Consider the following 24,660-nt stretch of genomic DNA (forward strand, 5'->3'; position numbering starts at 1 on the left):
ACTGTTGGATAAGGTTTGGAAAGAAGAGATTTCGGGGAAGAATTCCGTTGGGGTGTTGCTGTTTCTGCATATCAGATAGAAGGTGCTCACGATGCTGATGGCAAAGGCCATTCTATATGGGATATTTTTACCAATAAAAAAGGTAATGTCCTTAATGAACATACTGGAAACACCGCCTGCGATTTTTACAATCGTTACAACCAGGACATAAGTCTGTTGAAGGAATTAAATATCCCCAATTTCAGATTTTCTTTGTCTTGGCCTAGAATCTTTCCCTCTGGTCACTTTTATGTAAACAGGAAAGGAATTGATTTCTATGACAGACTAATCGACTGTTGCCTTTCTCAAGGGATTGAACCATGGGTAACTTTATACCATTGGGATCTTCCACATGAACTGGAATTGATGGGTGGATGGACCAATAGAGATATTTTGTATTGGTTTGGAGATTATGCAGAATTATGTGCAAAGCATTTTGGAGATAGAGTAAAAAAATGGATGGTATTGAATGAACCAATGGTTTTCACCGGTGCCGGTTATTTCCTTGGTATTCACGCACCTGGTAAAAGAGGAATGAAAAATTTTATTCCTGCTATGCACCATGCTACATTGGCTATGGGTGAAGGAGGAAGAAGACTAAGAGAATTTGTTAAAGATGCAGAGATCGGTACCACATTCTCTTGTTCTCATATAGAACCTGTATCTCAAAAGGACAAAGATATAAGGGCTGCGATTCGTGTTGATGCTTTGCTAAATCGTCTATATATAGAGCCTATACTTGGCCTTGGTTATCCTCAGGAACTTAGAAAACCTCTGCTGAATGTAGAAAAGTATATAAAACCTAATGATGAAAGCAATATGCCTTTCGATTTTGATTTCATCGGAATACAGAACTATACAAGGGAAATAGTTAAGTACTCTTGGTGGACTCCTTATTTACAGGCAAGTATTGTTGGCGCGAAGGAAAGGAAAGTGCCTCATACATTGATGAAATGGGAGGTTTATCCAGAAGCAATTTACCAAATGCTAAAAAAATTTCAGGCATATACGAATATAAAAAAATTGATGGTGACTGAAAATGGAGCTGCTTTTAATGATGTCGTTTTTGATGGTAAGGTTCAGGATTCTCAAAGGCTTCTCTTTATTCAGGATAATATCAGACAAGTGCTAAGGGCAAAGAAAGAAGGCGTAAATGTCCAAGGTTATTTTATCTGGACACTGACAGACAATTTTGAATGGGCTGAGGGTTTTCATCCTAGATTTGGTATTGTGCATGTCGACTTTCATTCTCAAAAACGAACTATTAAAGAATCCGGACTGTGGTATAAAGATTTTTTATCATACATGTAATTTGTTGAAATTCAGTATGAATAAATTCAATGTTAAGAAATTGTTAAGTACGTATTATGTAATTGTAATGCCAGTGTTAAGGTTGGGTTAACACTGTGTTAGGGGGTGGTTAAGGTCATTTTTTATTTCAAAATTTGTCTCGATTTAATTAGCCACCATAAATTATGAACAAGAAGTTAAGTGCTCTATTTTTTATTTTGTTGTTTACTCCATTTGTGTTATTTGCCCAAAACGCATCTGATTCATCTGCATACAAACAGGAAAAACCTGTCGAAGTAAAAGAAGCCAAGAAGAAATGGTATGAAACACTTTCATTGAGAGGATATACCCAAATTCGTTATAATAGATTGTTGGAAACGAATGGCCAGCTAAAGTGTGATCAATGTGATAGATCTATTGGAGATGGAGGAGGATTGTTTTTTAGAAGAGCTCGTCTTACTTTGTTTGGAGATGTCCATCCAAGAGTTTACATGTACATTCAGACTGACCTTGCAACCAATGCCTTAATAAGCGGACCAGCTTCTTCTGTAACGGGAATGGGTTTCGTTCAACTTAGAGATCTTTATGGGGATATATATCTTAATGAAGCTAAGTCATTAAGAACTAGAGTAGGTCTTAGTAAAATTCCTTTCGGGTTTGATAATATTCAGTCAAGCCAAAACAGGATAGCATTTGATCGTTCTGATGCAATCAACAGCGGAATGTACAATGAGCGGGATATGGCAGTATTATTTTACTTTACCCCTCCGAAAATCAGAGAAAGGTATAAATACCTTGTTTCCTCAGGTTTAAAAGGATCAGGAGATTATGGAGTATTAGGATTCGGAATTTTTAATGGTCAAACTACTAACAGACTGGATTACGGTAACGCTCAGCATGTTGTAGCTAGAGCGTCCTATCCTTTCCTGCTTAGTTCCGGTCAATATATAGAAGCTGGGGTAAGCGGATTTACCGGATATTTTAATACAAAAGAAATTAAAAATGTGGATGTACTGTCACCTACAAATATTCAGGAGCAGAGAATCGATGGATTTTTGGTTGTTTATCCTCAGCCAATAGGTTTTCAGATGGAATACAACTGGGGCATGGGGCCAAGATTCACAAATGAGAATGGAGTTTTTTCAGTACAAAGGAAGCCTCTTGATGGGGGATATGCTCAGGTTATGTTCTTGCAAAAGGTTAAAAAGATGGCTTTTATACCGTATGTAAGGGCTCAATATTATAACGGAGGAAAGAAAATTGAGCAGGATGCCAGAAGTTATATCGTGAAAGAGCTTGAATACGGACTAGAATATCAGATCAATTCAGCTTTGGAATTTACGGTAGCTTATACAATGTCTGACCGCAGATTTGAAGACTCTAAGAAGCCGATCAATCACCAAAAAGGAAACTTTTTGAGACTTCAATTGCAGTTTAACTATTAATAAAATTACTTAAGTTATCCACATCTTAATTCTAAAGACTTTAGTGTCAGGAAATAAATTTTTGGTACTTGGAGATTTAAAAAGCTTAACAATTTCTTAACATTCGAATATTTAAAATTGTCTAATTTGGTATCAATTATGAAAAAAATCATTTTTAGCGGGGCCGTTATATTTTCGGTATTTGCTACATCTTTTTTTGGATGTGGTCCTAAAAATAAACCTGAAGAAAAGGGAGAATCAAAACTTTCCGGTACTGTTGAGATCGACGGATCAAGCACTGTTTATCCTATTACTGAAGCTACAGCTGAGGAATTTAGGGTTGAAAATCCTGATGTGAAAGTAACGATCGGAGTATCAGGAACCGGTGGGGGGTTCAAGAAGTTTGTTCGTTCGGAAATTGATATAGCAGAAGCTTCAAGACCGATTAAAAAATCTGAAGACAGTGCCACATCAGCAGCTAAAATTGAATATATAGAATTACCGATAGCTTATGATGGATTGGCAGTAGTAGTTAATCCTCAGAATACTTGGGTAGATTATCTTACAGTTGAAGAGCTGAAGAAAATCTGGGAGCCTGAGGCGCAAGGGAAAATAGTAAAATGGAATCAGATCAGACCTAACTGGCCTAATGAAGAAATTCACCTTTTTGGAGCAGGCCACGAGTCAGGTACATTTGACTATTTTACTGAAGCAATTGTAGGAAAGGCAAAAGCAAGTAGAGGCGATTATACTGCTAGTGAAGATGACAATGTTCTCGTTCAAGGTATTTCGACAGATAAATTTGCATTGGGATATTTCGGTTTGGCTTATTTTACAGAAAATAAAGACAAGCTTAAGCTGATACCTATCGATGATAAGAAAGATGAGAATGGAAAAGGTCCTATACTGGCATCTGATGAAACTGTAAAAAATGGTACTTATCAGCCGTTATCAAGACCTTTGTTTATTTATGTAAATAAAAAGTCATCTGACACGAATCCTTCCATAGATAGTTTTGTGCATTTTTATATTGACAATGCAGAAACACTGGTTGTGGATGCAAAATACATTCCTTTGAGCAAAGCGGTATATGACTTGGTGAAGACGAGATTCAAAGAGAAAAAGACAGGTTCTGTATTCCTTGATAAGGAATCAACAGTAGGAGTAAAACTTGAAGAAGTTCTGAAATAATCAGAACTTCTTAATTATTATAATGAAACTTAGAGAAACAATTATTGAAAAACTCCTGTTGGCCTGCAGTCTGCTAACAATATTCACGACTGTCGGTATCATAGGAGTTTTAATTTTTGAAACCATAGGGTTTTTCAAAGAAGTAAGTCTGATTGAGTTTTTAACAGACACAGAGTGGACTCCTCTTTTCAGCAATAAGAGATTTGGGATCTTGCCTCTTTTAACGGGCACCTTGCTTACCACATTTATTGCGACTATTGTGGCAGTTCCTCTGGGCCTTACAATAGCTGTTTATCTCAGTGAGTATTCACACAAAACAGTCAGAAACCTTGTAAAACCAATGTTGGAAATCCTTGCTGCGGTACCCACTGTAGTTTATGGATACTTTGCTCTGGTATTTGTAACTCCAATGTTTCAGAAGATAATTCCTACACTCTCAGGCTTCAATGCTTTGTCGCCAGGTATTGTGATGGGAATAATGATCTTACCTTTGGTTTCTTCCCTGAGTGAGGACGCGCTTTATGCAGTGCCAAAATCATTAAGAGAGGGGTCTTTTGCTCTTGGAGCTACTAAATTTCAAACTTCCTGGAAGGTAATTGTTCCTTCCGCATTTTCGGGTATTTCGGTCTCCATTATATTAGCCATTTCCAGAGCAATTGGAGAAACAATGATTGTAGCAATCGCTGCAGGTCAGCAACCTCGTCTTACATTAGATCCTACAGTTCCTATCGAAACCATGACAACTTATATCGTTCAGGTTAGTCTTGGTGATGTGCCACATGACAGTGTTGAGTACAGGACAATTTTTGCTGTAGGTATGACCTTATTTGTGGTTACACTTATTTTAAATAATATAAGCTTCTGGCTTAAGAAAAAATTTCAGAAACATCATAGATAGGAAATGGGCAAAAAGGGAAAAGGTAAGATTAAGAAAAGGCTTAAGTATTTCAGCAATACGAGAGTATATGAATACCAGGACCAGGCATTCAAGTATTTTGGCCTTTGCTGCACGCTCATTGGTGTTGTAGTGCTGATGTTATTGTTAGGTGATGTTTTATACAGAGGCCTTAGCCGCCTTGATTGGGATTTCATCATGGGGCTTCCAAGTAGGAGGGCTGCAAAGGCAGGTATATATACTGCCTGGGTAGGTACACTCTGGATTATGGTTCTTACTGCCGTGATAGCATTTCCTATTGGAATATCTGCAGGTTTGTACCTCGAAGAATATAATAAAAAAAGTAGACTTTCCAATATTATAGAAATCAATATAGCTAATCTGGCAGGGGTTCCATCTATTATTTATGGCTTGCTTGGTTTAGAGCTCTTTGCTCGTGCATTGAAACTGGGAGAGAGTGTTCTTACCGGAGCGCTGACTTTGTCTTTATTAATCCTGCCAATTATAATTGTGTCGACGAGAGAGGCATTAAAAGCTGTACCATATTCAATTAGAGAAGGCTCTTACGCTCTGGGAGCCTCCAAATGGCAAACCATTTGGTATCAAGTTTTACCTGCAGCGGTTTCAGGAATTTTCACAGGTGTGATCCTTTCTCTTTCAAGAGCAATTGGGGAAACCGCTCCACTGATTGTAATTGGTGCGCTGACCTTTGTACCTTTCGTACCGGAAAGTGTTATGGATTCCTTTACGGTATTGCCAATACAGATATTCAACTGGGTAAGCAGACCGCAGAAAGAGTTTTCTGAAAATGCTGCTGCTGCCATAATCATTTTATTGAGTATAACATTCATCATGAATGGAATAGCTGTTTATATAAGACATAAATGGCAGAAAAAGGTAAAGTGGTAAAATTATTGTTTGAAAGAATTTCTTTGGAATATAAATCATGAAAATTGAAGCCAAGAACGTCCACGTTTACTACGGTTCAGACCATGTGTTGAAAGGGGTAACTCTTTCTATCAAGAAGAACACCGTAACTGCGTTGATCGGACCTTCCGGATGCGGGAAGTCCACGTTCCTCAGATGTTTCAACAGGATGAACGACCTGATTGAGAATGCCCGCGTAGAAGGGGAGATTATGATAGAAGGAGTTGATATTTATCACCCTAAAATCAATGTGAATGAGTTGAGAAAGACCGTAGGTATGGTGTTTCAAAAGCCTAATCCATTCCCTAAGTCTATTTTCGAAAATGTTGCTTATGGCCTCAGAGTTAATGGGGTTAAGGACCAGGCACTTATTGATGAGAAAGTAGAGTCTTCATTAAGAGGCGCTGCGCTTTGGGATGAGGTAAAAGATAAACTTAAAAAATCTGCACTGGCACTTTCGGGCGGTCAGCAGCAGAGACTTTGTATCGCAAGAGCTCTTGCCGTAGAGCCTTCTGTTTTGTTGATGGATGAGCCTGCTTCTGCTCTTGATCCTATCTCTTCAATAAAAATTGAGGAATTGATATACAGCTTGAAAGCAAATTATACTATTTTAATAGTAACTCACAATATGCAACAGGCTTCCAGAACTAGTGACAAGACAGCGTTTTTCTATATGGGCGACCTTGTAGAGTATGATGATACCAGAACCCTGTTTACCAATCCTAAAAAAGAAAGAACACAGAATTACATAACAGGACGTTTTGGTTAATCAAAAATTAATTTTTAACGTTATATACACCCAAAAGAGCAACAATGAATCTATTAGAAACCGAACTCGGCGAATTAAAAAGCGAACTTATAGATATGACCTATCTTGTGAGAGGTCAGCTGGACAAGGCTATTTCATCTTTTTACAGTTTTGATAAAGATCTTGCCAAAGAAGTAATCAAAAACGAGAAGCGGGTAAATGGTAGTGAGCTTAAAATAGATGCTAAAGGAGAACATATTCTTGCGCTTTTTAATCCTGTTGCGATTGACTTAAGATTTGTCGTGGCATCTCTTAAAATGGTTTCTGATCTGGAAAGAATTGGTGATAATGCCAAAGGAATTGCTCAATATGTTATCAAGTGCGAAAATTCTTATGATGCAGATCTTATAGAGAAGATCAGATTCAAAGAGATGACAGATACTGCACTTGAAATGTTGTCTATACTAAGTGAGTCTTTTGAAACAGATAATACTAAGCTGGCAAGAACTTTATTTACGAAAGATGAGAGGATGGATGAGATAAATCTGAGCGCAAATCAGATAATGACAGATTATCTTAAAAATCAGACGGATCCAGATAAAATCTTGCAGGCAATTTATTTCCTTACAATAATCAGAAAAATGGAAAGAGTTGGGGATTATGTGACGAATATTGCTGAGGAAATTATTTTCTATGTAAAAGCTAAAGTGTTAAGACATAAGAGAAAATCTTTTAAAATTTCTGACACAGATTCAGATAGTGATTCTGACTCTAATTAATATTTAAAAATAAATTTCGGGACCCTCATTTTTGTCACAATAAAAATGAGGGTCTTTTGTTTTATCTTTGAGTATGAAGTATCGAATTATTATTTTTTTCATTTTTATCTTCTCAAAAGTCGCAGCACAAGGTGTCTCAAAGTCCTATTTTCCTAATACTTTCAGAGCTTCTGTGTCTGGTAATTACTATTTTCAATCGGGTACTTATATCTATATTGAGAGCAGTGGCACTTATCAGGATGGATTTTACATTAGGGAATTCTCTCCTTTTAATAAATTGAATTCAATAGATTTAGGTATGGGTGTTCAATTTCAAATTTCTGAAAAATGGTCAGGAGGATTAAGTCAAAGATTAGCAAGAAGTCAGGTAAATGGCTTGTCGTATACCGGATTTAATATTGAACACCAAGGAAAAATCAAAAAGATTGATTTTATAAAACTAGCATCTTTGGATTATAGGAAACATATAAATGCTAATATAAATGACCTGGCATTGATAGGTCTGCTTGGAGGACTTCACAAATCAATAAATATTAAAGACAGGAAGCTTGGTTTTATGATTTCTTACAGAGCCTTTAAAATAAGAGAATTGGGTGGAGATGAATTTTCTGTCTTTAAAAAGAGATTTATCAATAAAACTATTTTAAGGGTGGATGCTTACATTGAAGCTGTTAAAGGTATTTATGTAGGGCTTTTTGCATTGAGAGATACTAATTATTATCCGTCTGCAAATTCAGGTGGTAACGACAGACTAAACCTTATTACTCCAACCTATGGGGTAACTTTGAATTTTGTAATAAATGGAAAAAATAAATTAAATGCGCTTCCAGGAATGCCTCCTTTGGAAATTGTTGATTCCTTTTTTTAACATAAGGTTCCATAAAAAGTTATTAACTTACTAACGGATATTTTTGTCAATTCATGGAAAATGCCTTTTTAAAATTTCTCAAGTTGGACGGATTATTTGATAATATAAAGGGTTACGTTGATAAACGTATACAGCTTTTTAAGCTGGAAATGATGGAAAAAGCTTCTAACATAGTTGCTTCTCTATCAATTCTTTTTTTGCTTGCATTTATGTTTTTAATGATGCTGCTTTTCTTTAGTCTCGCCCTGGGAAGTTATTTGAATCACTTGCTGAATAGCACTTACATGGGCTATGTGGTGATGACAGTATTCTTTTTTCTTGTGGTAATAATACTTGCAGCAAATATTACTAAAGGTTTTTTACACCGGAAAATCCGGGATTTATTGTTACATATTCTCACCAAAAAATAATCCATGAAGAGTCCACAATATATTTTAGAGGATGTCCATAGGCAAAGGGAGATTTTGCTTAAGGAAACAGATTTTCATAAAGAAGAAATGGATAAGAAGATTTCTTCAATGACTGCAGACGCCAAAAAAATCGGAATGGGACTACTGTTGGTCGGAGGAGCATTTGCTGTCGCATATCTTGTTACAAGAGGTATTTTTTCATCCAAGAAGCCAAAAGTAGTAAGACAATCGTCAGGAAATGGAGTTACCGAAGTGGTACTCAGAGAGCCTAGAAGAGAATCTGATATTGTAAGGATGATTAAAGATCAGATAACTCTATTCCTCATGTCCATCGTAAAAGAGAAGCTAAACGCTTATCTTAAAGGTATAGAAATTAAAAAATGAGTTTTTTGTATCAAGACTTAATAGAAAAGAAAAAAAAGGGATTAAAATCATTTGCAGTTCTTTTGGATCCTGATAAAATCGGAGATGAGCAATGTATCAGCATTGTCAGATCCGCAGAGGAGGAAGGCGTAGATTATTTTTTCATTGGTGGAAGTCTTATGACTAATGGCGATATGGAGAGGACCATTAGTATTATAAAAAATCAAAGTTCCATACCTGTTGTAATATTTCCTGGTAGCAATCTTCAGATTTATCCTAACGCCGATGCTATTTTGCTTTTAAGTCTTATTTCAGGAAGAAATCCTGAGTACCTAATAGGTCAACACGTAGTGGCGGCTCCATTACTCAAAAAGTCGGGCTTGGAGGTGATATCAGCGGGGTATATGCTTATTGACTGCGGAAAACCTACAACAGTTTCTTATATCAGTAATACTACTCCGATTCCCTATGATAAGCCGGAAATAGCTTCTTGTACTTCTATTGCGGGGGAGATGCTGGGCTTAAAGCTAATTTATCTTGAAGGTGGTAGTGGAGCTTTAAAGGCAATCAGTGAGGAAATGGTAGAGCAAGTTGTCCAAAATGTTAATCTTCCTGTAATTGTAGGAGGAGGTATAAGAGATGCGGAAACTGCCTTTAATATAATGAATGCCGGTGCTGATGTAATAGTTGTAGGTAATGCAATCGAAAAGAATCTTGGACTGATGGCTAAAATTGCTGCTAAGAAAAGAGAAATAAATAGTTTGCAGACTAAAAAATCATTAGAACAACAATAAATAGGGCTAAAATAAAAAAGTCGCTTCTTTAACAAGCGACTTTTTTATTATTATATGTTCATAAGTGACTCTCTTCTTCTCATTTTTCCTGCAGGTATTCCAAACATCATTTTGAACCTTCTGCAGAAATAAGCAGTGTCTTTGTATCCTACTTCCCTTCCGATTTCACGAATGCTCTTTTTAGAAGTTCTTAGCAGGTTTACTGCCATCTCCATTCTTTGATATTCTATATAATCCTGAGGATTTATCCCTGTAAGCATTTTGAAATATTGCCCTACATAGTCTTCGGAAACGTTAGCCACGTTAGCCAGAACCTTATTAGATAGATCTCCTCCAAGATGTTTTTTAATGAATGCAAAAATATCGATAAGGCGAGGATCTTTGAAATAAGTACTGTTGGTTGCAAGCTGCTCAACAAACAATCTTTTCTCAAGGATATATCTGATGATCTCAACTACAACACGTTCAGTATTTAACTTTATTACTCTTTCTTTTCCAGGGTTATTAGAAAGATCTTCTTTTATTGTCTCAATGATATATTCAGCAAGTTTTGGCTGATTGCTGATGATAAACGCAGGAATATCAAGGGAGGCGAAAAAGTTAACAGAATCGAATACCTTAGCTTCAAAAGTAATATAACTGAAAGAATCTTCGTCTTGTCCAATAATATTTTTGTCAGTTAACGAACTGAAAAATTTATCCCTGTTATTTAACAAATCTTCATTTGTCAACTTCATAGGGTTGAACTTTCCGTAGGTTACAGAAGTCAGTCGGCCTCCAGGTATAAATAGAAGGTCACCCTCGTTGACTTTTTGTTTCTCTTCTCCAAAAGAAATTTCTCCTTTATGAAGTAGATAAATAGTATTGCCTACATCATAGAAGTTCTCTACTGTTAGAGATTGAAGAATTTTAATATTCTTCGATTTTATAAATCGAACACCCAGGGATTCGATGATTTTGTTATAATCTTCCATTACCTGATTCCTGTTTTTATTTGTAAAAAAATATGAAAAAAATATAATTCCTTATTTTTTCAAATTTGTACAAATCTAATATATAAAAAAAAGAATATCAAATAATTTTACCAATAATTAATGTAGAATAATATTTTATCAATATTGAAAAATTAAAAAATTTAGTTAAAATATTAATTTTTCAATAAATCTCTGGATATTACAATTTTCTGAATTTCTGAGGTACCCTCATATATCTGGGTAATTTTTGCATCTCTCATAAGTCTTTCCACATGAAATTCTTTTACAAAACCGTATCCTCCGTGAATCTGAACCGCTTCTACTGTTGAATACATGGCAACTTCTGATGCATAAAGTTTGGCCATCGCAGCTGCCTTAGTATAATCCTGCCCTTGATCTTTCAGAAAGGCGGCTTTAAAGCAAAGCATTCTTGCCGCATCTACCTTGGTAGCTATTTCGGCAAGCTTAAACTGAATCGCCTGATGTTGAAATATTTCTTTTCCAAAGGATTTTCTTTCCTGAGCATATTTCAATGAAAATTCCAGTGCCCCCGACGCAATTCCTAATGCCTGAGATGCTATTCCGATTCTTCCTCCGTTTAGGGTTTTCATTGCGAAATTAAAGCCAAATCCGTTTTCTCCAATTCTGTTCTCTTTTGGTACTTTTACATTATTAAACATCAAAGAATGTGTGTCTGATCCTCTGATTCCCAGTTTGTTTTCTTTTTTCCCAATTTCAAATCCCGGCATTCCTTTTTCTACAATCAGCGCATTAATGCCCTTATGGCCTTTTTCTCTGTCTGTCTGAGCAATGACTAAATAAACAGAAGCTGTGCTCCCATTGGTAATCCAATTTTTAGTACCATTTAAAAGATAGTGGTCGCCCATATCTTCTGCAGTGGTCCTTTGAGATGTCGCGTCTGAACCTGCTTCTGGCTCGGAAAGACAAAATGCACCTATAATTTCCCCTTTAGCAAGTGGAATGAGGTATTTCTGCTTTTGTGCTTCAGTACCGAATTTTTCTAATCCCCAGCAAACAAGAGAGTTATTGACCGACATACATACGGAAACAGAAGCATCGATTTTAGAAATTTCTTCCATCGCCAGAACATAAGAAATTGCATCCATACCGCTTCCCCCATATTTTGGATCTACCATCATACCCATGAAGCCTAATTCCGCTAGTTTTTTTATCTGCTCTGCAGGAAATTTTTGATGTTCATCACGTTCAATTACGCCAGGTAAAAGTTCTGTCTGGGCAAAATCCCTCGCAGCTTGCTGTACTGCTTTTTGCTCTTCGGTCAACTGAAAATCCATACTTTATCTTGTTAATGTGTAAGTTTCGTTAAATTCAAAATAATCATTAGCCGTTGAAAAATCCTATTAATCTTTTTATCAATTACTTTAATTATAAAATCTAATGGGTTGATTAACAACGATAAATTTTTTAACGATTAATCCTGGTTAAATAACGGAATTTAATGGAATAGGATTGAACTTTGGATAAAAATAAAAGCGATTCTTTGAGGAATCGCTTTGGAAAGTCTACGGATTGGATTATTCTTTTCTAATCTCTTCTACCACCCATAAATATGCTGAGGAAATATAATAGTTGTGCCATTGCTCCTGCAGCAGCAACTACATAAGTCATCGCAGCCCACCATAATGCGTCTTTAGCCATCTCATGTTCTCTGGTGGTAACTATTCCAGATTTTTCTGTCCAGGCCAAGGCTCTTTTACTTGCATCAAATTCTACAGGAAGAGTTATAAGTGCGAAAAGAGTTAATACAAGGTTACAAGCGATAATGATTAGTAATACATACGGCAATACCCCTAATCCTCCCGCTATCACCCCTCCAAAGACCAGTACAAGCATGATTATGTTCAGGATCCTGGCACTCACATTTTGAACAGGTACCAGTGTTGATCTTAGTCTCAGCATGCTATAAGCAGTTGCGTGCTGAACTGCATGACCGCATTCATGGGTAGCAACTGCTACAGCAGCAGCATTTCTCCCATAATACACATCATGGCTGAGATTAACTGTTTTGTTCGAAGGGTTGTAATGGTCAGTAAGTTCCCCCTCTACAGAGATAACTTTTACATCATATATTCCATTTCCTCTAAGCATTTGCTGAGCGGCTTCCTGGCCACTAACGCCCGACTGTAAGGGAATTTGGGAGTATTGATTGAATTTACTTTTAAGACGTGCACTTACCAGCCAGCTTGCCAGCATAGTGACAATAGCAATTACATATAACATCATTGATTACGGATTTTTTTTACTTGTTATGAGTTTTGATCTTTCCAATAATTCCTGTGGTGGAAAAGCCATCGACCAAACTAATGGTTTTAACTTCACCTCCGTGTTTCATAACAATATCCGCACCAACAATATTCTCAATTTTATAATCGTCTCCTTTTACCAAAATGTCAGGAATTACATGACTTATTAGTTCAAAAGGGGTGTCTTCATCGAACAAAATGACAGCGTCAACAAACTCTAATGCGGCAAGTATACGAGCTCTGGCATATTCAGGATTGACAGGCCTTTCCGGACCTTTTAATTTTCTTACAGAGGCGTCTGTATTTAATCCTACAATAAGTCTGTCTCCCAGTGACCTGGATTTTTCCAAATAATCAGCATGGCCGAGGTGAAGGATGTCAAAGCAACCATTGGTAAAAACTACCTTTTCTCCGCGTTCCTTCCATGATTTTACTTCCGGAATGATGGTATCCCAAGTTTGAATTTTATCTGAGGTCATTGGTTTTTACTTTTCTCATAATTAAAAATGATGCAAACAGGCAAAGGCCGCCGACAATAACAATTGTCATTGTTTGAGACCCGTGAATGACAAAAGAAAATGCCATACCGTCTTCTTTGTCCACGTTATAAAAACCTTCCAGTGCTGCAGTTACCAGCTTATGGAAGGCGCCAATTCCACCTTGTACTGGAGCCGACATTCCAAGTCCTCCGACCACCAGTATTACCAGCCCTGCTATTGGACTCAGCAAGGAAGTAGCGTCCATGGAGAAGAATACCAGGTAAGTCATAAAATAATAACAAACCCAGATAAATAGGGTATGAAAAACAAATTCTTTTCTTCTGCTGAGTTTCCTTACACTCATAAAGCCTTCAAGAATTCCTTTCAGAAAATTTGTTACAAAATCAAATCCTTTTTGATAAATGCTTAATTTCTTTATTTTATTTCTAAAGAGAATAAATCCTGAGACGCAGATTACCAACAATATGCTCGCAAAAAACAATGGACTTGATGTTAAGCTTGCTTCAGCTGTAGGAGTCTCTTTATTCAGTATTTTTTCAGAAAGAAAAGAACTGAATCGGTCAAATTCAAGAATTAAAGAAAGACTGATTAGGATCAAAAGACAGATAAAATCAAAGATCCTTTCGGCTACGACTGTACCAAAAGCTTTATCGACAGGAACATTATCTGTGCGGTTTAATACAGCGCAGCGAGTTACCTCGCCCATCCGTGGTATAACAAGATTGGCAAAGTATCCGATCATTAGTCCGATAAACGTTCTGTAAAGTTTGGGTTTATAGCCTAAAGGTTCCATAAGCAGATTCCACCTTCTGGCTCTTGACAAATGGCTGATTAGGTTTAAAGCGAGGCCAGTTAATACCCAAGAAAGTTTCGCTCCCTTTATCTTTTCCCATACAAGGAGAATGTTCTGGTCTCTTAATGCATACCACATTAAAAGCACCGACAAAATCAGGGTAATACTGTATTTTAAAATGTTCTTTGTCAAAGAAGACATGAATATCAGATTAGTTTATTGTTCTGGTCCGGGAATATAACGGTAGGCTTCCAGATTTTAGCGTCTTCGAAATCCATGCCTGCATATGAAATAACGATAATGATATCGCCCACTTGCACTCTCCTGGCGGCAGGACCGTTAAGGCAGATTACTCCACTTCCTCTGGGGCCGGTAATTACATAGGTTTCAAAGCGTTCTCCATTATTAATATTTACAATCTGAACTTTTTCATTTTCTATGATATTAGCTGCATTCATCAGATCCTCATCTATGGTAATAGATCCTACATAATGTAGTTCTGCCTGTGTAACCTTTACTCTGTGAATTTTTGATTTTAATACTTGAATTTGCATTTCGCTAAAAAGAAGGTATTGGTAATTTGATTGTAAATTTAAATTAAGATGTTGTCAATAAGGCGAACTCCGTCAAGGTAGGCAGCAACACATATCGCAATGCCTTTGTGCTCCTTAACATCCTTAATGGGCATTAAAGTTTCACTATCAGTAATTTCAAAATATTCGAGTTTTATCTCTTTTATATTTTTATAAAAATCTCTGATTTTGGCCTTCGTGCTTTCAACAGTTGAGTTTTCCAATAATTTGGCAGCTAATAGAAGAGATTCGTTTAGCTTTGCAGCGATTGGCCTGCCTTTTGGAGTAAGACGTTGATTTCTTGAAGACATTGCCAATCCGTCTTTTTCCCTTATAACAGGGCATGATCTAAGTTCTATAGGGAAACTAAGATCCTTTACCATTTGCTTAATAATTAAATATTGCTGTAAATCCTTCTGGCCGAAATAACTGATATCTGGTTGAACAATGTGAAATAACTTTGCCACCACTATGGCTACTCCATTAAAATGGCCGGGTCTGAATTTTCCTTCCATAACCAGTTCCAGGGAACCGAAATCAATTTTTATCCTTGGTTCTTCCGTGTACATTACTTCAGCGGAAGGCATAAATACAAGATCACATCCTGCATTTTCCAACATTTTAAAATCTTCTTCCTGATTTTTGGGATATAAAATGAAATCTTGTGCGTTATTAAACTGGATTGGATTTACGAAAATGCTGCAGATGGTAAAATCATTTTCCTTTTTGGAGCATTCTATCAGGGAAATATGTCCTTGGTGAAGTGCACCCATTGTAGGAACAAAACCGATACTTTTGAATTCCGGTTTTCTTCTTTTAATGTATTTAATTAGTTCAGATGGTTCCTTAATTATTTCCATATCACGATATAAACAAAATAAAATTGGGCAAAATAAGCAGTTAATACTATAAATTCCTTGAAAATTGAGAAAAAATTTTGTAATTTCGTGGGCCCGTAAACTATTTAGTTTGATTTTAACCAAATCTCTCGCAAAATATGTCTAGACTTCGAATTCTTTATGTTGCAGCCGAAATAAATCCATTCTTACAGGTAACTGAGGTAGCGGATTTTGTTAGGAAGCTGCCACAAGCAATGCAGGAAAAGGGGATGGAAATTAGGATTTTAATTCCTAGATTTGGAGTAATTAATGAACGTAAAAACAGATTGCATGAGGTTGTAAGGTTGTCCGGAATCAACATCGCAGTCGGCGATGAGGAGAAACCTCTAATCATCAAAGTTGCCTCAATTCCAAATGCAAAACTTCAGGTTTATTTTATTGATAATGAAGATTATTTCCAGAGGAAACATGTCTTCGTTGATAAAGAAAATAAATTCTATCCTGATAATGACGAAAGAGCTATTTTCTTTTGTAAAGGCGTTCTCGAAACTGTAAAAAAACTTGGCTGGTCTCCTGACATCATCCACTGCAATGATTGGATGACAAGTTTAATTCCTCTTTACCTCAAAACAAGATACAAACAAGATCCAGTTTTTAAAGCAACAAAGTCTGTATTTACAATTTATAATAATTCTTTCAATTATAAGTTTGATAAAGACTTGCTGGAAAAAGTTAAAATGCTTGATATTGAGGATAAAATGCTTTCTCATTTAAAATCTGCTGATTTTGAGGGTTTTGTAAAAATGGGGATTGAATATGCTGACGCAGTTTTAAAGGCTGAAGAGTCTTATAGCGAAAGCCTGAATCAACTTTTTGACAGCTTCGAAAAAGAAAAGAAAATTAATGTTTTGGAGGAAGACGATAATTTTGAAAGCTACTATAATTTTTATAATGAACTTATTAACTAAAAAATCAGGGCTGCTGTTTCTGCTGGCAGCCCTTGTTATTTTTTCCTGTAAAAAAGAACCGTCAAGGATAGGAAATAGCTTACAGCCTCCTGATATTCAGACAGACTTAAGTTTTAATGATTCATTTAAGGCTCAGACCAGCACGGTTTTAGTAAATGATTCAATAGTTACTTCGAATGATCCGCATAATACTGTAGATCCTAATAATAATGTTTTTGGCCTGGTAGGGCAATCCTATGATCCTGTTTTTGGGAGAATAACAGCCAAAACTTTTGGGCAACTGAAATATAATGTCAAAGGAAATTTTAGCTTTGGTACTAACCCTGTCTTTGATAGCGCTGTATTTTCGTTGATCCCTGATGGCTTCTATGGAGATACAACGCTTTCTAATCAGCTTGACCAATCTATTTCTGTTTACCAATTAACAGGTGGTTTAGATACGGGGATCGTTTATAAAGCAACTTCCCCTGAAATTCCTTATGACTTAAGTAAAAAATTGGCAACAGTTAATTTCCCGGCTAACCAGAAGCAGCCTGCTTCTATACATGTCAGACTTGAAGATGAAAATTTTGCTAAAAAAATTATACAAGATGGAATTACTTCGGACTCTGCTTTGTTGAAGTACTGCAAAGGAATTGCCCTGGTTGCAGAAAATAAAGATGTTTTAGTGAGGAAACTTTATTTATATCCTACGGAATCTGGATTTAGTGGAATAAAGATTTATTATCATAATGATCAGACTTACTCCTCTGTGGTATTAAACTTCATTTATAAGAATCCAAAGTTTTATACAATAGCAGCTGACAGATCTGGAACTCCGCTTGCTGGATTGGGTAATCAAAGTTATGGAGCCGAGATTACCGGAAATGTGTCTTATGCACAAGCCGGTACTGGTGTAATGACAAAGCTTTCTTTCCCAGGTTTGGATAAATTCCTAAAGGAAATGAAGGATGGAGAACAAATTATTATTAATAAAGCAGAAATAGTAATAAAACCTGAGATGCCAATAGGTTTTCCTGTAATACCCCGAATGGATTTATACCAGACTGGAGAAAATGGAAGGATGTTAAAAATTGGGAATGCTTCTGCTTCTGTTCAGAGAAATGGTGCTTACTTATTTGGGACAGCATTTCCTGCTACAGCTTACTTTGATTATGATAAGAGTAAACTTATTTACAGGTTTTCAATAGGATCATATTTGCAGGCAGTGGCAGATGATTTAATAACATTAAGGCCGTTCTTGGTATCTGCATCTGAGAATATTTTAGTATATTCAACAGGGACTGAAGGGGGGGCACTAAATTTTTATAGCCTTTATAGATCTGTTTTGAAAAACGATACTTCAGTAGAGGCCGACAGAATAAAATTGAACATTTATTATACGATCGTAAAATAAAATTAAGTTAGAGTAAAAAACGATCTGTTAATTTAAATCCCATTGAATTAAGATGTGTGGAATTGTTGCTTACGTTGGAAATAAAGAAGCTTCTCCGATTTTAATAAAGGGTCTTAAAAGACTTGAGTATAGAGGCTATGATAGTGCAGGTATTGCTCTTTTAAACGGAAATTTAAATGTTTATAAGAAAAAAGGTAAAGTAAGCGAGCTCGAAGAATACCTGAAGGATCATAAAATTGATAGTAATATCGGAATAGGACATACCCGCTGGGCTACTCACGGTGTTCCTAATGACGTGAACGCACACCCTCATTTTTCTTCCAAAAAAGATCTTGCCATCATTCATAATGGTATTATTGAAAATTATGCTTCACTTAAAAAGGATCTTGAACAAAGAGGTCATGTCTTTTTAAGTGAAACAGATTCAGAGGTTTTTATCCATTTTATTGAAGACATCAGAGATAATAATCAGTGTTCTCTTGAAGAGGCAGTGAGACTTGCTCTTACCAAAGTAGTTGGAGCGTATGCAATTGTCATTATCTCCAAAGATGATCCGAATCAATTGATAGCGGCGAGAAAAGGAAGTCCCTTGGTAATTGGTCTGGGACAAGGGGAATTCTTCATCGCATCTGATGCATCTCCTATCATTGAATATACTAATGAGGTGGTTTATCTTAATGATCTTGAAATTGCAGTCATTAAAGATGGTCGCTTGAACATTAAGACTATTGAGGATGTTCAGACAACTCCTTACATACATAGACTTGATCTTGAACTTGATCAGATTGAAAAAGGCGGTTATGAGCATTTTATGCTTAAGGAAATATTCGAGCAGCCTAAATCAATCAAGGACTGTCTGAGAGGTAGAGTAATTTCTGAACAAGGTCACCTGGCCCTGGGCGGAATCAGACAGTATCTTAATAAACTAGTTAACGCAGACAGAATTATCATTCTTGGATGCGGAACTTCATGGCATGCAGGACTGGTAGCTGAATATATTTTTGAAGAATTTGCCCGAATACCTGTCGAAGTTGAATACGCATCGGAGTTCAGATACCGCAATCCTATAATAAAAGAAGGAGATGTTGTTATTGCAATTTCTCAAAGTGGAGAAACTGCTGATACGCTTGCAGCTATAGAACTTGCGAAGTCTAAAGGTGCAATTATATTTGGAGTTTGTAATGTCGTAGGTTCTTCAATTGCTAGAGCATCTCATGAAGGAGCATATCTGCATGCTGGTCCTGAAATCGGTGTTGCCAGTACAAAAGCATTTACAGCTCAGGTTACAGTGCTTACAATGATGGCTATTATTGTTGGTCATAGAAGGGGAACTATCAAAGAAAGTCTGTTTCATCAGCTCTTGATTGATTTGGAAAATCTTCCTGCTAAAGTGGAGAAGGCACTTAAAACTAATGATCAGATCAAATACATCTCATCAATATTTAAAGACGCAAGTAATTTCCTTTATCTAGGAAGGGGGGCTAATTTCCCTGTCGCTTTGGAAGGTGCTCTTAAACTTAAAGAAATATCCTATATTCATGCAGAAGGCTATCCGGCAGCTGAGATGAAACATGGTCCTATTGCACTGATTGATGAAGAAATGCCTGTAATGGTTATTGCTACAAAGGATCAGACCTATGAAAAAATAGTAAGTAATATTCAGGAGGTTCGTGCGAGAAAAGGTAAGGTAATAGCTATTGTTACAGAAGGGGATAAACAAATTGAAGCTATGGCAGATTTTGTGATCGAAGTTCCTGGAACACATGAATTTTTGATGCCTATCGTATCAGTAGTGCCATTGCAGCTTTTATCCTACCATATTGCAGTAATGAGAGGTTGTAATGTGGATCAACCAAGAAACCTAGCAAAATCCGTAACTGTAGAATAAAATATTCAAAAAAGGGGACATAAAAGTTCCCTTTTTTTATATCAAAAGGTTCATTATTTCGGATAAAATTTTTTTTTAAGCTATTTTTAGGCCCTAATTAAGATATTATGGCCAAAATTATAATAAACAGTCAATCAGCGCCTGCTCCGATAGGCCCATACAGCCAGGCAGTTAAAGCTGGCAATACCTTGTATATTTCCGGACAGATTGCTTTGATTCCTGACACAGGATCAATGGATAATAAGTCTATTCAGGAAGAAACTCATAGGGTAATGAAAAATCTTGGAGAAATTTTAAAAGCTGCGGGCCTGAATTACTCCAATGTTGTGAAATGCACCATTTTCGTAAAGGATTTGAATAATTTTGGCGCTGTTAACCTGGTTTACGGAGAATATTTTACTTCAGAACCTCCGGCAAGAGAAACTGTAGAAGTGAGCCGATTGCCAAAAGATGCTAATGTTGAGATTTCCTGCATCGCTGTAGCAGAATAGAAAGAGAAATCTTAAATTTAATTTACTTGTTAAAATAGTACCGAAGACGATATAGGATTATGGAAAGAGAAGTCAGGGTGAGATTTGCTCCAAGCCCAACAGGAGCACTGCATATTGGTGGTGTAAGAACAGCATTGTACAATTATCTTTTTGCAAAAAAGAATAATGGAAAAATGTTGCTCAGAATAGAAGATACTGACCAAAACCGCTTTGTACCAGGTGCAGAAGAGTATATTCTACAAGCTTTGGACTGGATTGGAATCAAGCTTGATGAAGGTATCAGAGAGGGAGGACCTAATGGCCCTTATCGTCAGTCGGAAAGAAAGGCTATGTACATGCAGTATGCCTTAAAGCTTGTTGAGGAAGGTAATGCATACTACGCATTTGATACAGCTGAAGAATTGGATGCTATGCGTGAGAGATTGAAAGCAGCTAAAGTGGCTTCTCCTCAGTATAACGCCATTACCAGAGCCACGATGAAAAATTCACTGACTCTTCCTGAAGATGAAGTGAAAAAGAGATTGGCTTCCGGAGATCCATATGTAATTCGTTTAAAGGTTCCCAGAAAAGAGGAGGTACGTCTTAATGACATGATTAGAGGCTGGGTAATGGTTCACTCATCTTCTCTTGATGATAAGGTTCTTATGAAGTCGGATGGGATGCCAACTTATCACCTTGCCAATATCGTTGATGACCATCTAATGGGTATTACTCACGTAATTCGTGGTGAAGAATGGTTGCCTAGCGCTCCAATTCACGTGCTGATATATAAATTTCTTGGTTGGGAGGCGACCATGCCTCAGTTTGCCCATTTACCTCTTTTGTTAAAGCCCGATGGTAATGGAAAACTTAGCAAAAGAGATGCGGAAAAACATGGTTTCCCAATATTCCCTCTAAACTGGGAGTTTACAAATCCTGAAGATGGTAAAACCGAAAAAATCATAGGGTTCAGAGAGGAAGGGTATTTACCAGAAGCTGTAGTTAATTTTCTTGCTTTGTTAGGTTGGAATCCTGGGACTCAACAGGAATTGTTTACTATGGCAGAGTTGATTCAGGCATTTAGCCCGGAAAGAATCGGGAAATCAGGTACCAAATTTGATATTAATAAGGCTAAATGGTTCAATCAGCAATATCTTAAAGCAAAAACTTCTGAGGAATTGTCTGTCTATCTTACAGAACAATTGAATACAAAGGGCATAAAGTTTGATGCTTCTAAAATTTCCAAAATTATTGAGTTGTTAAAAGAGCGTGTAACCTTCCCTAAAGACTTCTGGGAAGAGGGTCGTTTCTTCTTCAGCAAGCCTGAACATTATGACACGGCAGTGGTTAATTCTAAGTGGACCAACGAGGCTGTGAACATCATTGTTGAGTTTAAAGACGAACTGAAAAAAGAATCTGAAGTAAGCGCTGATCGTGCAAAAGATTTACTCAATCAAGTACTTGAGAAAAACGGAGTCAAGATTGGCAAAATGCTACAGGCACTAAGATTAGCTATTACAGGAGCGGGTTCCGGTCCTGACCTGATGCAAATTATAGAAGTATTAGGAGCTAAAGAAACAGTTAGTCGTATAGATTCAGCTTTGCAGGTTCTCAGCGAACATGTAAAAGCTTAAAGCTATGGCTAAAAGAAAAGCAGCTAAAAGGGAAAAACCAAAAGTGAATAAAGAACTTGATGGTTTTGACATCAGAGTAAATACGTTTGGAGAAATTGTTTCCAGTTTTGATCTGGATAAGGTTAATGACTTCCTTGATAAGAATGTTGATGATAAAAAACTCAGAGGAAGGGAAGATTTGAAGAAAGGTCATCCTATTACAGAAGAAGATGGTTTAGAAGAAGAGGAAAATGACGAGGATTAACCATTAAATTGTATAGAATTAATTAGTTTACTTTTTATCTTGAGAGCAGCGCTTTGTTAAACGTATTGAAAAATACGGGATATTTCTTTTTCCTGTTTCTACTGTATTTAATAACAGGAGCTGTTCTCTTATTTCTTTTTTTTAAAGGACCTATTGAGATTTTCCTTAACCAGTTTCATACTCCATTCCTTGACGAATTCTTTCAGATAATAACGATGTTCGGGGAAGGGATACTTCCAGTCTGCATTATTATAATCCTTTTCTTTAGGAAAATTTATATTGGTATAGTTGCTAGTATTTCATTAATAGTCAGTACTATTATTGTTCAAAGCCTAAAGCGTACAATTTTCAGTGATGTATTAAGGCCGAAAGCATATCTGAAGGATGTTCCTGATTTATATTACATAGAAAATATTGAAATATACTCTCTTCATAGTTTTCCTTCTGGCCACTCGTCCGGAGCGTTTACCTTGTTTATGGTACTGGCTTACTTTGCTAAGAATAAATTTGTCCAGTTATTTTGTTTTATAATGGCATTTATGGTAACGCTTTCAAGGATTTATATGATGCAACATTTCTTTATTGATACATACTTTGGCGCTGCTATTGGAGTCCTAATTACCGCCTTAGTTATTTACTATTTTGAAAATCACAGCAATCTTAAAAATAAACCTTTTGCCAATAAACCAATCTATAAGCTAAACTCCTAGATCTATGTATCTGCGTTATCTGCCCTATTATCTTTTAATTGCTCTGGCAGGGGCAGTTTTATTTTTGCCATTTCTTGGAAGCGTACATCTATTTGATTGGGATGAAATAAACTTTGCAGAGTCTTCAAGGGAAATGATTATGAGTGGTGATTATTTCCGTGTTCAAATCAACTACCAGCCATTTTGGGAAAAACCACCCTTATTTTTCTGGTTGCAGGCAGCAAGTATGCATTTGTTTGGGTTCAATGAATTCGCGGCGCGTTTCCCAAATGCCATTATTGGAATTATCACACTTTTGACAATTTTCAAAATAGGCACAAAAGAGTTTGATTTAAAATTTGGCTTGTTTTGGGTAATGTTTTATGCAGGATCATTTTTGCCGCATTTTTATTTTAAGTCCGGAATTATTGATCCGTTATTTAACCTCTGCATATTCCTGGGAATTTACTTTCTGAGTCTGGTAGTCTCAGAAGACTATCAGAAGGCAGGAAAAAGAAGAAGTGAAATCTTATTGGCTGGAATTTTTATTGGACTAGGGGTATTAACCAAGGGGCCTGTAGCAATGCTGATAGCCATACTCAGTTCTATATCTTTTATGGTAGTGAGAAAGAGACTTGGAATTTTCAGGTTTACAGAAATTGCCGTTTTTTTCTTCACTGCGGGATTGGTAGCTTTTCTATGGTTTGGCTTAGAAATTGTTAAAAACGGTTTTTGGTTTCTCGAAGAGTTTATCGATTATCAGATTCGCTTGTTCAAAACCCAGGATGCTGGTCATGGAGGTCCGTTTTACTATCATTTTATAATATTGTTGTTAGGCTGTTTCCCGGCTTCTTTATTTGTGTATAAGTCATTTGGCAAAGTTTATACTGATACACATAGACAGAAGGATTTGAAGTTGTGGGTAACCATTTCTCTTTTAGTTGTACTTATTTTGTTTTCCATAGTAAAGACCAAAATAGTACACTATTCTTCTTTTTGTTATTTCCCTATTACTTTCTTAGCTGCTTATGCACTTTATAAAATAGATACTAAAAAGTTACGCTTAAAAAAGTATTTTAATATAAGTTTCGGTGTCATTGGTATTACTGTGAGCCTGGCTTTAATTCTACTTCCTTTATTTTATAAGTATAAGGATAAATTACCTCTGGATAAATTATTTCCTGATCGCTTTGCAAGAGCAAATTTGGATGCTGTTGTTCAGTGGTCCGGGCTTGAATCTCTCGCAGGAGTCTTTTATCTCATCGCTGTAATAGGGGCACTTGTACTAATTACAAGGAACAAAGTTACCAGTGGAGCAATATTGATCTGTTGTTCAACTATGGTTGTGATAGAATTGGCAATGGCATTGATAGTTCCCAAAGTTGAGAAGTATTCCCAGGCAGCAGCAATCGAATTTTTTGAAAGCTTGCAGGGGAAAGATGTGTATGTTGAAGTAGTAGGATATAAAAGCTATGCACAGTATTTCTATTCTCAAAGAAAACCTGATTATAACCATGGTCATCCGGTAGACCTTAGTGTTTTGTTAACAGGCGACATAGACAAGCCAGCTTATTTTATTACTAAAGTTGGTCGTGAAGCAGATCTGGAAAAAACTCCAGGAGTAGAAAAAATAGGAGGGAAAAACGGCTTTTTATTTTATCGCCGTTTACCCAAATAATT

At 36.5% G+C, this 24,660-nt stretch carries 26 protein-coding genes; 19 read left to right on the forward strand and 7 right to left on the reverse strand.

Annotated elements, in window-relative coordinates:
* The first annotated feature begins 15 nt into the window (after positions 1–15).
* The 11 genes from J7604_RS02130 to J7604_RS02180 all read left to right on the forward strand — a co-directional run bounded on the left by J7604_RS02130 (position 16) and on the right by J7604_RS02180 (position 9,728).
* Positions 16–1,350, forward strand: coding sequence for a GH1 family beta-glucosidase (locus tag J7604_RS02130; protein WP_293890354.1), 1,335 nt, complete (start codon positions 16–18; stop codon positions 1,348–1,350).
* Positions 1,351–1,514: 164 nt separating this feature from the next.
* Entirely contained in the window at positions 1,515–2,774 is a 1,260-nt protein-coding gene (locus J7604_RS02135) for a porin (protein ID WP_293890357.1), read from the forward strand.
* A 138-nt stretch (positions 2,775–2,912) separates the two neighbouring features.
* A complete protein-coding gene (locus tag J7604_RS02140) occupies positions 2,913–3,944 on the forward strand; it encodes a PstS family phosphate ABC transporter substrate-binding protein (protein WP_293890360.1) in 1,032 nt (343 codons plus the stop codon).
* Positions 3,945–3,966: 22 nt separating this feature from the next.
* Positions 3,967–4,842: a phosphate ABC transporter permease subunit PstC gene (gene pstC, locus J7604_RS02145; RefSeq protein ID WP_293890363.1), complete on the forward strand. Its 876-nt coding sequence runs from the start codon at positions 3,967–3,969 to the stop codon at positions 4,840–4,842.
* Positions 4,843–4,845: 3 nt separating this feature from the next.
* Positions 4,846–5,748 (forward strand): phosphate ABC transporter permease PstA, encoded by a 903-nt coding sequence (gene pstA, locus J7604_RS02150; protein ID WP_293890366.1) that lies wholly within the window; start codon positions 4,846–4,848, stop codon positions 5,746–5,748.
* Positions 5,749–5,785: 37 nt separating this feature from the next.
* Positions 5,786–6,535: a phosphate ABC transporter ATP-binding protein PstB gene (pstB, locus tag J7604_RS02155; protein WP_293890369.1), complete on the forward strand. Its 750-nt coding sequence runs from the start codon at positions 5,786–5,788 to the stop codon at positions 6,533–6,535.
* Positions 6,536–6,579: 44 nt separating this feature from the next.
* Positions 6,580–7,293, forward strand: a complete 714-nt coding sequence (phoU, locus tag J7604_RS02160) for a phosphate signaling complex protein PhoU (RefSeq protein ID WP_293890372.1) — start codon at positions 6,580–6,582, stop codon at positions 7,291–7,293.
* Positions 7,294–7,366: 73 nt separating this feature from the next.
* Positions 7,367–8,161, forward strand: a complete 795-nt coding sequence (locus J7604_RS02165) for a hypothetical protein (RefSeq protein WP_293890375.1) — start codon at positions 7,367–7,369, stop codon at positions 8,159–8,161.
* An 83-nt stretch (positions 8,162–8,244) separates the two neighbouring features.
* Positions 8,245–8,571, forward strand: coding sequence for a phage holin family protein (locus J7604_RS02170; protein WP_293890378.1), 327 nt, complete (start codon positions 8,245–8,247; stop codon positions 8,569–8,571).
* A gap of 3 nt (positions 8,572–8,574) precedes the next feature.
* Complete coding sequence (locus tag J7604_RS02175; protein WP_293890380.1) at positions 8,575–8,955, forward strand: hypothetical protein; 381 nt, start codon at positions 8,575–8,577, stop codon at positions 8,953–8,955.
* Positions 8,952–9,728 carry a geranylgeranylglyceryl/heptaprenylglyceryl phosphate synthase gene (locus tag J7604_RS02180; RefSeq protein ID WP_293890382.1) on the forward strand — a complete coding sequence of 259 codons (777 nt, stop codon included), beginning with the start codon at positions 8,952–8,954 and terminating at the stop codon, positions 9,726–9,728. The genes J7604_RS02175 and J7604_RS02180 overlap by 4 nt, the downstream gene beginning before the upstream one ends.
* A gap of 50 nt (positions 9,729–9,778) precedes the next feature.
* Here J7604_RS02180 and J7604_RS02185 read toward each other — a convergent pair whose 3' ends face one another.
* From J7604_RS02185 to panC, 7 genes are all read right to left on the reverse strand, one after another.
* Entirely contained in the window at positions 9,779–10,702 is a 924-nt protein-coding gene (locus tag J7604_RS02185) for an AraC family transcriptional regulator (RefSeq protein WP_028978739.1), read from the reverse strand.
* A gap of 173 nt (positions 10,703–10,875) precedes the next feature.
* Positions 10,876–12,018, reverse strand: coding sequence for an acyl-CoA dehydrogenase (locus J7604_RS02190; protein WP_293890385.1), 1,143 nt, complete (start codon positions 12,016–12,018; stop codon positions 10,876–10,878).
* 250 nt (positions 12,019–12,268) lie between these two features.
* Positions 12,269–12,964, reverse strand: coding sequence for a zinc metallopeptidase (locus J7604_RS02195; protein WP_293890632.1), 696 nt, complete (start codon positions 12,962–12,964; stop codon positions 12,269–12,271).
* A gap of 19 nt (positions 12,965–12,983) precedes the next feature.
* Complete coding sequence (gene rfaE2 / locus J7604_RS02200) at positions 12,984–13,466, reverse strand: D-glycero-beta-D-manno-heptose 1-phosphate adenylyltransferase (RefSeq protein ID WP_293890388.1); 483 nt, start codon at positions 13,464–13,466, stop codon at positions 12,984–12,986.
* On the reverse strand, positions 13,453–14,481 hold the full coding sequence (locus J7604_RS02205; RefSeq protein WP_293890391.1) for a lysylphosphatidylglycerol synthase transmembrane domain-containing protein: 1,029 nt from the start codon (positions 14,479–14,481) through the stop codon (positions 13,453–13,455). The genes rfaE2 and J7604_RS02205 overlap by 14 nt, the downstream gene beginning before the upstream one ends.
* A 5-nt stretch (positions 14,482–14,486) precedes the next feature.
* Positions 14,487–14,834: an aspartate 1-decarboxylase gene (panD, locus tag J7604_RS02210; protein WP_028978734.1), complete on the reverse strand. Its 348-nt coding sequence runs from the start codon at positions 14,832–14,834 to the stop codon at positions 14,487–14,489.
* 38 nt (positions 14,835–14,872) lie between these two features.
* Positions 14,873–15,712, reverse strand: coding sequence for a pantoate--beta-alanine ligase (panC, locus tag J7604_RS02215; protein ID WP_293890398.1), 840 nt, complete (start codon positions 15,710–15,712; stop codon positions 14,873–14,875).
* A gap of 137 nt (positions 15,713–15,849) precedes the next feature.
* Here panC and J7604_RS02220 point away from each other — a divergent pair, with 137 nt between their 5' ends.
* The 8 genes from J7604_RS02220 to J7604_RS02255 all read left to right on the forward strand — a co-directional run bounded on the left by J7604_RS02220 (position 15,850) and on the right by J7604_RS02255 (position 24,658).
* Positions 15,850–16,659 carry a glycogen/starch synthase gene (locus tag J7604_RS02220; protein ID WP_293890401.1) on the forward strand — a complete coding sequence of 270 codons (810 nt, stop codon included), beginning with the start codon at positions 15,850–15,852 and terminating at the stop codon, positions 16,657–16,659.
* Positions 16,643–18,055: a DUF4270 family protein gene (locus J7604_RS02225; RefSeq protein ID WP_293890404.1), complete on the forward strand. Its 1,413-nt coding sequence runs from the start codon at positions 16,643–16,645 to the stop codon at positions 18,053–18,055. Before J7604_RS02220 ends, J7604_RS02225 begins: the two co-directional genes overlap by 17 nt.
* A 52-nt stretch (positions 18,056–18,107) precedes the next feature.
* Positions 18,108–19,943, forward strand: a complete 1,836-nt coding sequence (glmS, locus tag J7604_RS02230) for a glutamine--fructose-6-phosphate transaminase (isomerizing) (RefSeq protein WP_293890407.1) — start codon at positions 18,108–18,110, stop codon at positions 19,941–19,943.
* Positions 19,944–20,050: 107 nt separating this feature from the next.
* A complete protein-coding gene (locus tag J7604_RS02235) occupies positions 20,051–20,434 on the forward strand; it encodes a RidA family protein (RefSeq protein WP_293890410.1) in 384 nt (127 codons plus the stop codon).
* A gap of 59 nt (positions 20,435–20,493) precedes the next feature.
* The gene (gene gltX / locus J7604_RS02240; protein WP_293890413.1) at positions 20,494–22,047 is read left to right on the forward strand and encodes a glutamate--tRNA ligase; all 1,554 of its coding nucleotides are present in this window, start codon (positions 20,494–20,496) and stop codon (positions 22,045–22,047) included.
* 4 nt (positions 22,048–22,051) lie between these two features.
* Complete coding sequence (locus J7604_RS02245; RefSeq protein WP_293890416.1) at positions 22,052–22,291, forward strand: hypothetical protein; 240 nt, start codon at positions 22,052–22,054, stop codon at positions 22,289–22,291.
* A 215-nt stretch (positions 22,292–22,506) separates the two neighbouring features.
* The gene (locus J7604_RS02250; protein WP_293890419.1) at positions 22,507–23,001 is read left to right on the forward strand and encodes a phosphatase PAP2 family protein; all 495 of its coding nucleotides are present in this window, start codon (positions 22,507–22,509) and stop codon (positions 22,999–23,001) included.
* Positions 23,002–23,005: 4 nt separating this feature from the next.
* Positions 23,006–24,658, forward strand: coding sequence for a glycosyltransferase family 39 protein (locus tag J7604_RS02255; protein ID WP_293890422.1), 1,653 nt, complete (start codon positions 23,006–23,008; stop codon positions 24,656–24,658).
* The last annotated feature ends 2 nt before the right edge of the window (positions 24,659–24,660 follow it).

The organism is Sporocytophaga sp., assembly GCF_017745095.1.
Lineage (GTDB): Bacteria > Bacteroidota > Bacteroidia > Cytophagales > Cytophagaceae > Sporocytophaga.